Annotated in this window: 12 protein-coding genes and 1 tRNA gene; 10 read left to right on the top strand and 3 right to left on the bottom strand. The window is 44.7% G+C overall.

Translation table 11 applies throughout. From position 1 onward, the window contains the following. The first annotated feature begins 4 nt into the window (after positions 1-4). From BW716_RS03900 to BW716_RS03885, 4 genes are all read left to right on the top strand, one after another. Positions 5-775, top strand: coding sequence for an AMP nucleosidase (locus BW716_RS03900; protein ID WP_083721160.1), 771 nt, complete (start codon positions 5-7; stop codon positions 773-775). A gap of 59 nt (positions 776-834) precedes the next feature. Then, positions 835-2,598, top strand: coding sequence for an ABC transporter ATP-binding protein (locus BW716_RS03895; RefSeq protein WP_083721158.1), 1,764 nt, complete (start codon positions 835-837; stop codon positions 2,596-2,598). Positions 2,599-2,689: 91 nt separating this feature from the next. Further along, positions 2,690-3,739 carry a tRNA preQ1(34) S-adenosylmethionine ribosyltransferase-isomerase QueA gene (gene queA / locus BW716_RS03890; protein ID WP_083721156.1) on the top strand — a complete coding sequence of 350 codons (1,050 nt, stop codon included), beginning with the start codon at positions 2,690-2,692 and terminating at the stop codon, positions 3,737-3,739. 77 nt (positions 3,740-3,816) lie between these two features. Beyond that, the gene (locus BW716_RS03885; RefSeq protein ID WP_083721154.1) at positions 3,817-4,488 is read left to right on the top strand and encodes a 2-C-methyl-D-erythritol 4-phosphate cytidylyltransferase; all 672 of its coding nucleotides are present in this window, start codon (positions 3,817-3,819) and stop codon (positions 4,486-4,488) included. Here BW716_RS03885 and BW716_RS03880 read toward each other — a convergent pair. Together BW716_RS03880 and radC are read right to left on the bottom strand one after the other, a co-directional pair. Continuing rightward, entirely contained in the window at positions 4,485-5,462 is a 978-nt protein-coding gene (locus BW716_RS03880) for a Gfo/Idh/MocA family protein (protein WP_083721152.1), read from the bottom strand. The two genes, BW716_RS03885 and BW716_RS03880, sit on opposite strands and share 4 nt — an antisense overlap. An 87-nt stretch (positions 5,463-5,549) precedes the next feature. Then, a complete protein-coding gene (radC, locus tag BW716_RS03875) occupies positions 5,550-6,347 on the bottom strand; it encodes a DNA repair protein RadC (protein WP_083721150.1) in 798 nt (265 codons plus the stop codon). A 220-nt stretch (positions 6,348-6,567) separates the two neighbouring features. On the opposite strand from radC, the gene BW716_RS03870 reads away from it, so the two are divergent. The 4 genes from BW716_RS03870 (at position 6,568) to BW716_RS03855 (ending at position 9,526) form a co-directional block, all read left to right on the top strand. Further along, the gene (locus BW716_RS03870) at positions 6,568-7,512 is read left to right on the top strand and encodes a ribose-phosphate pyrophosphokinase (RefSeq protein WP_072360476.1); all 945 of its coding nucleotides are present in this window, start codon (positions 6,568-6,570) and stop codon (positions 7,510-7,512) included. Positions 7,513-7,553: 41 nt separating this feature from the next. Beyond that, on the top strand, positions 7,554-8,144 hold the full coding sequence (locus tag BW716_RS03865; RefSeq protein ID WP_083721148.1) for a 50S ribosomal protein L25: 591 nt from the start codon (positions 7,554-7,556) through the stop codon (positions 8,142-8,144). 144 nt (positions 8,145-8,288) lie between these two features. Next, positions 8,289-8,870: an aminoacyl-tRNA hydrolase gene (gene pth / locus BW716_RS03860; protein ID WP_083721146.1), complete on the top strand. Its 582-nt coding sequence runs from the start codon at positions 8,289-8,291 to the stop codon at positions 8,868-8,870. Between the two features lie 44 nt (positions 8,871-8,914). Then, a complete protein-coding gene (locus tag BW716_RS03855; RefSeq protein WP_083721143.1) occupies positions 8,915-9,526 on the top strand; it encodes a fumarylacetoacetate hydrolase family protein in 612 nt (203 codons plus the stop codon). A 223-nt stretch (positions 9,527-9,749) separates the two neighbouring features. Here BW716_RS03855 and BW716_RS03850 read toward each other — a convergent pair whose 3' ends face one another. Then, on the bottom strand, positions 9,750-10,223 hold the full coding sequence (locus tag BW716_RS03850; RefSeq protein WP_083721141.1) for a MarR family winged helix-turn-helix transcriptional regulator: 474 nt from the start codon (positions 10,221-10,223) through the stop codon (positions 9,750-9,752). Between the two features lie 74 nt (positions 10,224-10,297). Between BW716_RS03850 and BW716_RS03845 the strand changes: the two genes are divergently transcribed. Next, positions 10,298-12,409 (top strand): thiamine pyrophosphate-dependent enzyme, encoded by a 2,112-nt coding sequence (locus BW716_RS03845; protein ID WP_235643455.1) that lies wholly within the window; start codon positions 10,298-10,300, stop codon positions 12,407-12,409. Positions 12,410-12,488: 79 nt separating this feature from the next. Further along, a tRNA-Met gene (locus BW716_RS03840) sits at positions 12,489-12,562 on the top strand. Positions 12,563-12,582 lie beyond the last annotated feature (20 nt).

Genomic DNA, 12,582 nt, shown 5'->3' with positions numbered 1-12,582 from the left:
GGCTATGAAGACAAAAGACGAAATAGTAGCTAATTGGCTTCCCCGCTACACCGGAGAAAAGCTGGCGAACTTTGGCTCCCACATCCTCCTCACCAACTTTAGTAATTACCTTAATTTATTTGCAGAATGGAACAATGTCAAGATCGTTGGCAATGGCAAAGCAATGCAATGTGCCACTGCAAATGACATTACCATCATCAATTTTGGTATGGGAAGCCCTGGTGCCGCTACCATCATGGACCTGCTGACAGCTATTTCACCCAATGCAGTATTATTCCTTGGCAAATGCGGTGGTCTGAAGAAAAAGAATAATGTTGGAGACCTGATCCTGCCTATTGCAGCTATCAGAGGTGAAGGTACCTCCAATGACTACTTCCCGCCCGAAGTTCCTGCACTGCCCTCATTTGCCCTTCAAAAGGCAATTTCCACCACCATCCGTGAATATGGCTGCGACTACTGGACAGGTACCTGCTACAGCACCAACCGCCGTGTATGGGAACATGATGTGGAATTCAAACGCTACCTGGAAAAGATCAGGGCAATGGCCGTGGATATGGAAACAGCCACCATCTTTTCAGTAGGTTTCTACAATAAGATCCCTACCGGTGCATTATTACTGGTTTCTGACCAACCTATGGTTCCGGAAGGAGTGAAGACAGAAGAATCTGATAAGAAAGTGACTTCTGATTATGTGAACAATCACCTCAAGATCGGTATTGACTCGCTGAAAGCGCTGATCAATAGTCACCAGACAGTGAAGCATCTACGATTCTAAGTTCGTAAGCAGTAAGAATTTTGCGTATTATTTCGTAATATGAGCAGTATAAAGGACTCATGCTCACATCTGCCACAACGCAACAAACATTACTTTCCATCCGGAATCTAACCGTTTCCTTCGCCGGCCATCAGGCGGTGAAGGATATTTCTCTGGATGTCAGAAAAGGGGAGATTATGGGAATAGTCGGAGAATCCGGCTCCGGAAAGTCTGTGACGTCGCTGGCCCTGATGCGGCTCATTCAGTCCCCTGGACTTATTTCAGCTGGTAGTTTATTGTACCAGGTTGACCCGGAAAAGCCCCCTGTTAATCTTCCCGATCTCTCCGAAAGTGAGATGCGCAAATGGAGAGGCAATGAAATCGCAATGATCTTTCAGGAGCCGATGACGGCACTGAACCCGTTACATACCTGTGGTGCACAGGTTATGGAAGTGCTCCGTCTGCATAAGAAAGTCTCTGCCAGTGAGGCGAGGGAGCAGACATTAGCTTTATTCAGGCAGGTGCGCCTACCAGATCCGGAGAAGATCCTGCACCGTTATCCACATCAGTTGTCCGGCGGTCAAAAACAACGAGTCATGATTGCCATGGCCATCAGCTGTCAACCCCGCCTGCTGATAGCTGATGAACCGACTACAGCCCTGGACGTTACCGTACAAAAGACTATTCTCGCCCTGTTAAAGGAACTGCAACAGCAAACAGGTATGAGCGTGGTGTTTATCACCCATGACCTGGGTGTGATTGCAGAAATCGCTGACAGGGTCGCGGTGATGTACAAAGGGCAGATTGTAGAGCAGGGCAGTGTACAGGAGATATTCACACATCCACAACATCCTTATACCAAGGGCCTGCTGGCCTGCCGCCCTCCACTGGATAAAAGATTATACAGACTGCCGGTGACCCACGACTTTATGGAAGTGGACACTGCCGGTCAGATTCAGGAAAAAGGCCAGGCCGTACAATCGCTGGTACAAAGCCTCGAAATTCCTGCTGAAAAGATAATTCTCAGAGAACAGTACATTGCACAGCAACCTCCATTGTTGGAGGTAAAGGACCTGCATACCTGGTTTCCTGCCTCCCGCAATATATTCGGAAAGGTCCTGAGCTGGACCAAAGCCGTGAATGGGGTGAGTTTTACAGTCAAAGAAGGTGAAACAATGGGGTTGGTAGGGGAGTCAGGATGTGGAAAGACGACCCTTGGTCGTACCTTGCTACGACTCACGCCTCCCACTGGCGGAAGCATATTATATAAAGGGAAAGACCTTTGCCAGTTGCCGGCTTCAGAGATGCGGGACCTCCGAAAAGAGCTGCAAATCATATTTCAGGATCCTTACTCGTCCCTGAATCCACGTCTGACCGTAGGTCAGGCCATTCTGGAACCGTTGCAGGTACACGGATTATATGCTAATGATCGTCAGCGTAAAGAAAAGGTACAGGAATTGCTGGATAAAGTAAATCTGTTGCCGGAGCATTATTACCGTTATCCACATGAGTTTTCGGGTGGGCAGCGGCAGCGGATAGTCATCGCCCGTGCGTTGGCGTTACAACCTTCATTTATCATTTGCGATGAGTCGGTTGCCGCCCTGGACGTAAGTATACAGGCGCAGGTATTGAATCTGCTGATGCGCTTACGGGAAGAGTTTGGATTTACGTATATATTCATATCGCACGATCTATCGGTAGTGCGTTTTATCAGTGACAGAATGATTGTCATGAACAAGGGGAGGATAGAGGAAGCCGGCTTGGCCGATCAGGTCTATGAACATCCACAGAGTGCATATACAAAGCAGCTCATTAGTTCTATTCCTAAAAACATTTATGCGTAATTAATTGTTTTATAAATAGCAAATAATCATTTTTTGATAGATGGTATATTATCAATACCTTTGCAACCTTTAAATTTATTCATACCGTAATATGAAACTATCACAGTTTAGGTTTGATCTTCCTTTAAATCTGATCGCACAGCACCCTTCCAAGACAAGAGATGAAGCACGTTTGATGGTGGTAAATCGTGCCACCGGCAAAATCGAGCACAAGGTATTCAAGGATATCCTGAATTATTTCAATGACAAGGATGTAATGATGGTAAACAACACGAAAGTGTTCCCTGCCCGTCTTTATGGCCGTAAAGAGAAAACAGGTGCCAAGATTGAAGTATTCCTGTTGCGCGAACTGAACAAGCAGAATCGTTTGTGGGATGTGATTGTGGATCCTGCCCGTAAGATCAGGGTTGGTAACAAGTTGTATTTTGGAGATGATGAGTCGCTGGTAGCGGAAGTAATTGACAACACTACTTCCCGTGGCCGTACAATCCGTTTCCTGTTCGAAGGTAATGATGAAGAGTTTAAGCAAGTGCTGGACACCCTGGGTGAAACGCCACTGCCTAAGTACATCAAGCGTAAACCTGAAGATGAGGACAAGGAGCGTTATCAGACTGTGTATGCCAAGTACGAAGGTGCAGTAGCTGCGCCAACTGCTGGTTTGCACTTCAGCCGTGAGCTGATCAAGCGTCTTGAGATCAAAGGTATTAAGTTTGCAGAGGTAACTCTTCACACTGGTTTAGGTACTTTCCGTCCTATCGAAGTAGAAGATCTGAGCAAGCACAAGATGGATGCAGAGTATTTCAACATTGATGAATACGCTGTGAAGATTGTGAACAAGGCGAAAGAAGAAAATCGTAAAGTATGTGCGATCGGTACTACAACTGTAAGGGCTGTAGAATCTTCCGTGACTGCGCAGAACATGCTGAAAGCAGCAGAAGGATGGACTAACACATTCATTCATCCTCCTTATGATTTCGCTATCCCTAATGCTTTGGTAACTAACTTCCACCTGCCTAAGACAAGTCTGCTGATCATGGTGTGTGCGTTTGCAGGTTATGACCTGGTGATGGAAGCTTACCAACAGGCTATCAAGGAGAAATACCGTTTCTTCAGCTATGGCGATGCTATGCTGATCCTCTAATAAACGAAACAGATTCTCAATTATTTATTGCGAATGGTGCTGCTTAGGCAGAATCATTCGCAATTTAATTTCAGCTCGTGGAACAACGAAAGAAAGTAGCCATCATTGTAGCCGGAGGTTCCGGTACCCGCATGGGGAGTGCCGTTCCGAAACAGTTTTTGGAACTGGCCGGAAAGCCGGTATTATGGCATACCGTCAATGCTTTTGTGCAGGCATATGCTGATATGGAAATCGTATTGGTATTGCCGGAGGCCCATTTCAGTTATGTGGCCGAATGGATAGGCGATTTTAAGCAGGTGATGTTGGTGAAAGGTGGAGAAACCCGTTTCAATTCTGTACTCAACGGGTTGAAGATGGTGCAGGAACCGGCAGTGATTTTTGTACACGATGGTGTAAGGCCGCTGGTTAGCAGCGCATTAATTCACCGTTGTTATGAAGGAGTAGTAGCGCAGGGGAGTGCCATTCCTGTGATTGAAATGAAAGATAGTATCCGCGAGTTGGTAGGGGATGGTAACAGGGCGGTAGACAGGGAGCAATATAAGATTATACAGACCCCGCAGACATTCCTCTCGGAGTGGATACTACCCGCATTTGAGCAACCTTTTGATCCGTTATTCACAGATGAAGCAACGGTAGTAGAGCGCCAGGGCCGCCAGGTACAGTTAGTACCCGGCGACGAAGCGAATATAAAGATCACCCGTCCGCTGGATCTGACGATCGCGGAGGCCTTATTAGGTACAAGAAATTAAGCTTCTGAAGATAATCCCTTATTGATTTTAGCAAGGATCTGATGTGCTACTTCCATAGCCTGCAGACCATCAATTGCATTCACCGGTACAGGTTTATTCAGGAGGATAGCATCTCTGAACAGTTCCAGCTCCATTCTGATCGCGTTCACCTGTTTGATTTCAGGATTATCGATAGCGATGGTTTTTTTACCGCTGTTGGTATCTATATCCAATGTGAATAATCCTTCATCTTCTGGTGTTTTCAGCTTGATGATTTCAGTCTTCTTGTCCAGGAAGTCGATGCCGATGTAAGCATCTTTCTGGAAGAGGCGCATTTTGCGCATCTTTTTCAGAGAGATACGGCTGGATGTCAGGTTGGCTACACAGCCGTTATGGAATTCAATGCGAACGTTGGCTATATCAGGTGTATCGCTCATCACAGCGACGCCACTGGCAGAGATACGGTTCACGGTAGACTTTACGATACTGAGCACTATGTCGATATCATGGATCATCAGGTCCAAAATTACGCTTACGTCGGTACCACGTGGATTAAATTCAGCCAGGCGATGTACTTCGATGAACATGGGGTTGAGTGCATGTCCTTTCAGTGCAAGGAAAGCCGGGTTGAAACGTTCCACATGACCTACCTGGAATTTGATATTAGCTTCTTCCACCAGTTTTACCAGTGTTTTAGCTTCTTCCATGGTATTAGTCATCGGTTTTTCCACGAAAATGTGTTTTCCGTTGCGGATAGCGCTTTCACATAACTTGAAGTGCTGGGTGGTAGGAGCGATGATATCGATGGCATCAGAAGCCTGTATCAGTTCTTCCGCGGTCGAGAATCTCGGAATCTGGTATTGCTGTGCTACACTGGCGGCATTGCTATCACTTGGATCAAAAAAGCCGACTACTTCTACGTCTTTTATGGTGGCCCATTGAGAAAGATGGATCTTACCCAGGTGCCCCACACCAAAGATTCCTATTTTGAGCATATTATTCTTTGAAAATAAAATAATTGCGAATGTAAGGAAAAGACGGTGTTATATCCAAATGTTATATTATATATGTGAATGTTGCAATTATACCATGGCAATCCTCATTCCGGAGAAGCCCAATGGAGAGTTGTTTTCTCTGATTAGCCTGCTCCTTACTGGTTGCTTTTTTTCTTCATCCATCAGGCCTTCTTCATTCAGGCTGTAGTACCCTGCCTGTGATACGATGATATGATCCAGCACCATTATATCCAAAATGCTGGCAGCCTGTACGACCTTTCGTGTAAAAAGAATATCGGCCTGACTGGGACTCAGATTGCCTGAAGGATGGTTATGGCAAAGAATAATAGAGGTAGCTCCCAGTTCCAGTGCCTCTCTCAGAATCACTCTCACATCGGCAGGTGCAGAAGAAATACCTCCAATGCTCACACAACAATCCTTGATCACCGTATTCGCAAAATTTAAATACAGTACATGTACCCGCTCATTGGAGCAATCTCCCAGAATAGGTTTAAAATATAAAGCCGCTTCCTGCCCGTTTCTGATTTTGGTTTTTGGCAGTATGAATCCGGCCTGCCTTCGGCGCCCGAGCTCCAAAGCAGCTATTATTCTGGCTGCTTTAGCTTCGCCAATACCCCTCAGTTTCTTCAGTTGATTGACATTTAGCTTCCCTAATTCCTGTAAATTATTGGATGATTTGTGAAGTATTTCCTGTGCCAGCAACAATGCGGATTTGTGCTTATGGCCTGTATTTAATAATAAAGCGAGCAATTCTGCATCACTCAATGTTCCTGTCCCTTTTATGATTAACTTGTGTCTTGGTTGGTCATCTGTGTGCCAATCTTTGATTGACACATGCCCGGCTAACGAATCAATGGTATCCATTCTTTCTATGCTTTACCAAAAGTTACATCTTTTCCCCCGGGCTTTCAATTTTTTTTAAATTAGCACTACAATCCACAGCAAAGAATAGGTAACTTCTTAATAATAAGAGTTTTACTTATTCGAAATAAAGCAAAGTCGTGTGTATGGCCCTGTAGTCACCAAAAAATAAAAAAATTCATACTCCAAATATCATAGTTTTGCAACCTCTTTTTTATAGTTCATGCAACCATCAGTAAAAATATTCACAGGGAACAGCAATCCCGCGCTGGCAGAGAAAATCGCCAGCCGCTACGGCAACGGGTTAGGCAAATTGACAATTCAGAAGTTCAGTGACGGAGAATTCCAGCCGATTTATATGGAAAGTATCCGCGGTGATTATGTTTTTCTCGTGCAGAGCACTAATTCTCCATCGGACAACCTGATGGAGTTATTAATGATGATCGACGCAGCCAAAAGGGCTTCTGCCGGTTATATCACCGCAGTAATTCCGTATTTTGGCTTCGCCCGGCAGGACAGAAAGGACAAACCAAGGGTAGCCATCGCCTCTAAGCTGGTAGCGAATCTGCTCACGTCGGCAGGCGCTAACAGGGTGATTACCATGGATTTGCATGCTCCTCAGATCCAGGGATTCTTCGATATCCCGGTAGACCACCTGGATAGTTCGGCAATTTTCATACCGTACATTGAGAATTTGAAGCTGGAAAATCTTACCTTTGCGTCCCCTGATGTGGGAAGCACTAACAGGGTAAGGGAAGTAGCAGCCTACTTCAACGCGGAAATGGTGATCTGCGATAAGCACCGTAAACGTGCGAATGAGATCGCTTCCATGGTTGTAATAGGTGATGTAAAAGACAAGGACATCGTGCTGATCGATGACATCTGCGATACTGCAGGTACCCTTACCAAAGCAGCTAACCTACTGATAGAAAAGGGAGCAAAGAGTGTTCGTGCATTTTGTACACACCCTGTGCTTAGCGGAAAGGCTTACGAAAACATTGAGAATTCTGTATTGGAAGAGTTCGTTATCTGCGATACCATTCCATTGAAACAGCAATCTTCAAAGATCAAGGTGATCAGTGTTGCTGATCTCTTTGCAGTAGCCATCAGGAACATGCATGAGAACAAGTCTATCACAAACCTGTTCGTGCATAGCCACCGCCGCTAGTAGCAACAAGCTTATTTATAACAATTATAAATGTTTAATCAATGAAAACGATAACAATCGAAGGACAACTCAGAAGCGAATATGGCAAAAAAGCCACCCGCCAGGTACGTTCTGAGGGACAAGTGCCTTGTGTTATTTACGGGGGTGCTGAAACCGTGAGCTTTTCTGCTCCGGCTGTTGCTTTCAAAACGCTTGTTTACACTTCTGAATTTCAGCTCGCTGAAATCAAATTAGGTGCTAAAACTTACAGATGTGTACTGAAAGATCTGCAGTTCGATACCGTAACTGACGAGCTGTCACACATCGACTTCCTGGAACTGGTTGAAGATAAGCCAGTAGCGGTAAGCCTGCCAATCAAGATCGTAGGTCAGTCCGAAGGTGTTAAAGCCGGTGGTAAACTGGTTGTAAAGATCAAGGCACTGAAAGTTAAGGCGCTGCCTAAGTACCTGCGTGAGAATATCGAAGTAAACATCGATAACCTGGACCTGAATGGTAACATCCGCGTAGAAGACGTAGTAGCTGAAAACATCGAGATCACTAACTCTCCTCGTATTCCTATCGCTTCCGTAGTAATGACCCGTCAGTTACGTCAGGAAGAGGCTGCTAACGAAAAAGACGCCAAGAAGAAATAATTTTCTTTATAGATATTTTTCCAAAAAGTCCCGTCCTGGTTCGTCCGGGATGGGACTTTTTCTATTTTTACGCCGTGGTTTGCAAAACTTCCGTATATATGGTGGATGGCGCCACGAGTTCGTGTTTATTAAATTAGTCGACAGATGAAATACCTGATAGTAGGGCTTGGGAATATAGGCGCAGAATATGAGCATACCCGCCATAATATTGGATTCGATATCGCAGATACCTTTGTTGCAAAGCACGGAGCTACCTACAAAAGCGAACGCCTGGCGGATGTGGCAGAAGTGAAATGGAAAGGGCGTACCCTTATTGTAATAAAGCCTACCACCTACATGAACCTGAGTGGCAAAGCCGTAAAATACTGGATGGACAAGGAGAAAGTGCCATTGGAAAATATTTTTGTGCTGGTAGACGATCTGGCCCTGCCGGTAGAAGTGCTGCGTATCCGCCCTGGTGGTAGTGATGCGGGACAAAACGGGCTTAAGAATATACAGGAGCTACTGGGTACAAATCAGTATCCACGGTTGAGATTCGGTATTGGTAATGACTATCCTAAAGGCAGACAGGTTGATTTTGTATTGGGCAAATGGCCTAAAGATGAAATGGTAATAGTGCAGTGGAAATTGGAAAAATGCGTGGAAATCATTGAAGGATTTGTATCTATAGGTTTGGAACGCACGATGAACAAGTATAATAACCTTAAATATTCACCTGGAAACTAAATTTATAAATCCATTCATTTAACCTTAATTAAAGATTAACCGTCATGAAAATTATATGCGTTGGAAGAAACTATGCCGATCATGCAAAGGAATTGAAAAATGAGGTACCGACAGAACCTGTGATTTTCATGAAGCCTAAGAATGCATTGCTGCAGAACAACCATCCATTTTACTATCCAGAGTTTACCGACAACCTCCATTATGAATGTGAACTGGTGCTGAGAATATGCAAAAACGGAAAGCATATTCAGGAAAAATTTGCAGATAAATACTATGACCAGATTGGGATTGGTATTGATTTCACTGCCCGTGATCTGCAGGATAAGCAAAAGCAGAAAGGATTACCGTGGGAGATTGCAAAGGCGTTTGATAATTCGGCTGTGGTAGGGCAGTTTATCCCCATTACCCCTGAGCTGGATAAAAAAGATATTAATTTCTGTTTGTATAAAAATAAAGAACTGGTGCAGCAGGGGAATACGAAAGACCTGTTGTTTTCATTTGATTTTCTGGTGGCTTATATTTCTAAATTCTTTACGCTGAATATCGGGGATCTGGTATTTACAGGTACGCCGGCTGGGGTAGGTCCTGTAGAGATAGGGGATACGCTGGAAGCGTTTATTGAAAATGACAGTTTGCTGGAGTTTGTAGTGAAATAAGTTTTGATGATTATAAATGAACCGGCCTGCTCATCCACTGAGCAGGCCGGTTTTTATTTTGATTTGTTTGAACAACTTTGATAGAATTTCTCGTTAGTTCTTGAAATCACTTGTTTGAGGTTATCTATCACTATCCAGAACTTTGGAGAGTCCTTTATATTACTTTTTTCCAGGCTTCTTTTGGGTGTAATCGATCATCCTCTGAATTCCGGTGTCCTTTAAATTACTTATCTTCTGACACCTGCTTCGTCAAAGTAACCTCATCCGGCACATTATTATAAATCACATCCAATATCCTCGTCAGCTCCTGAAAATCGTCTTCTGTAAGATGATTCCAGCCCGTTTTACGCATTTCCAGCACTAAAGGTCTTGCTTCCTTATACTTATCTGCGCCTTTAACAGTGAGCTGTAAAAACACCTTCCTGCGGTCCTGGGGAGATCCTTCCCTAAGCACCAGTTCTTTCTTAACCAGTAATTCAATAATACGGGAAACGGTGGTAATATCCTTCGATGTCAGCTTAGCGAGTTCGTTATGCGTAATCTTTTTGTGCTTATACAGGTTTTCTATCAGCAGCCACTGGTCAACAGTAATGTCCACCTTATGAATATCAAAAGTCTTTTGCCAGTAGTTACGGATTCTTTTAAGGGTGGCATCCAACTTAAAAAAAGATGGATTCGTTACGAAAGTATTAGGCATAATTATTTAAATTGCATTAGCAATAGTTGCATTAGCAACTATTTAATCTTATAAACATCCAAACAGGATATAAAGTGTTTAAAGATAATACAATCACCCCAACTATAAAAGCAGGGATTGCTAATAAGCAAGGCCTGTGGCTGAAAGCCTTCCGGCTGATGTGTCAGGCTTCCCAAATGGCCGCCACGTATGAAGCGAATCGCTCCGTTTGCAAATATGTACATTCCACGTCCCGTGGGCATGAAGCTATTCAGATAGCAGCTGGATTGCAGTTACAACCCTGGGATTATGCCAGTCCTTACTATCGGGATGACAGTATGATGCTGGCCATGGGTTTTACTCCCCTTGAGCTGATGTTACAACTCCTTGCAAAGGGAGATGACCCTTTCTCCGGCGGTCGATCGTATTATAGTCATCCAGCCAGCCGGGTACCCAATCGCCCCTTAATCCCTCACCAGAGCAGTGCTACCGGCATGCAGGTCATTCCGGCTACAGGCATGGCACAGGGTATCCGTTATCTGGAAAGAAATTTATCTGACTCTCTGCCTACCGGCCCCCATGGAGAATTACCGGTAGTTCTTTGCTCTCTCGGTGATGGCAGTGTCACGGAAGGTGAAGTCAGTGAAGCATGGCAGAGTGCTATTCTGTGGGAGTTACCAGTTATTTACCTGGTACAGGACAATGAATGGGGTATTTCTGCTTCATCTGCAGAAACCCGTGTAATGGATGCATATGAATATGCTGCGGGATTTAAAGGCCTGAAACGAATACGGGTGGATGGAAGTGATTTTGAAGAGAGTTATCATGGCATGGAGGCTGCAATCAGTTATGTACGCAAAGAAAGGAAACCTGTATTGGTACATGCCTGTGTGCCATTGTTAGGGCACCATACCTCCGGTGTACGCAAGGAATGGTACAGAACAGATGAAGACCTATCCTTTCATGGAGAAAAGGATCCCTTACCCAAACTAAAAGCATTATTAATATCCTCCGGTATTCCGGAGAAGGACCTGTTAACCATTGAAAGAGAAACACAGGAATATATAGAAGCAGAATTTGATAAGGCGCGGATAGCACAGGATCCGGATCCCCGCACAGTGAAGGATCATGTATTTGCACCTGCTGCAGTTACAAGTGAAAAGGGGAATCGTACTCCTGCAAATGGTACGAAGGTGATGATGGTGGATGCTGCTTTGCATGCGGTAGAAGAAATCCTGCGGGACTATCCTGAAGCCATCTTTTTTGGTCAGGATGTAGGACGCCGTTTGGGTGGCGTATTCCGCGAAGCAGCTGCCCTTGCGGAAAAATTCGGTGACCACAGGGTATACAACACAGCTATACAGGAAGCTTATATCGTTGGTGCTACTGCTGGTTTATCAGCTGTGGGTGTCAAGCCTATTGTAGAAATTCAGTTTGCCGATTATATCTATCCTGGATTTAATCAGCTGGTGACGGAGATTTCGAAATCCTGTTACCTTAGCTATGGCAAATTCCCGGTGCAGACCCTGATCCGTATACCTATTGGTGCTTATGGAGGTGGAGGGCCTTATCATTCTGGTAGTATCGAATCTACTTTGCTTACCATCAAAGGTATTAAAGTAGTCTATCCATCCAATGCTGCTGATATGAAAGGACTAATGAAGGCTGCTTTTTTAGATCCCAATCCGGTTGTTATGCTGGAGCACAAAGGTTTATATTGGAGCAAAGTTCCTGGTACACAGGCGGCGATCATGATTGAACCAGATGCAGACTATCAGTTGCCAATGGGCAAGGGTAGGGTAGTGGTACCTGCTCATCCAAAAGATGTGAAGAAGGGCGATACTTGTTGTATCATCACTTACGGAATGGGGGTATACTGGGCAATGGCTGTCGCTGCGGCCTTCCCTGGTCAGGTAGAGGTGATTGATCTGCGTACATTATTCCCGCTGGATGAAGAGCTGGTCTATTCATCTGTTTCCCGCCATGGAAAATGTCTTGTGCTCACTGAAGAACAACTGAATAATTCCTTTGCACAGGCCTTAGCGGGTCGTATTCAACAGCACTGCTTTCGCTCGCTGGATGCGCCGATTTTCACGCTTGGTGCTTTGGATTTGCCAGCAGTGCCTATCAATCTGGCGTTGGAGAATGAAATGTTGCCAAATCCGCAAAAGGTGAAGGCTGCGGTGAAGGAATTATTAGCGTATTAAAAAAAAATATAAATACCTCTTGGCTTTTATCAATTTAGCGATTATCTTTGCACTCCCGTTTTGAACAAGACGAGGATTTGGCGAGGTAGCTCAGGCGGTTAGAGCGCAGGATTCATAACCCTGAGGTCAAGGGTTCAACTCCCTTTCTCGCTACGAATTAAAAAGGTTTTCAG

The organism is [Flexibacter] sp. ATCC 35208 (assembly GCF_001975825.1).
GTDB lineage: Bacteria > Bacteroidota > Bacteroidia > Chitinophagales > Chitinophagaceae > Chitinophaga.
This window is presented reverse-complemented; position numbering and strand designations above follow the sequence as displayed.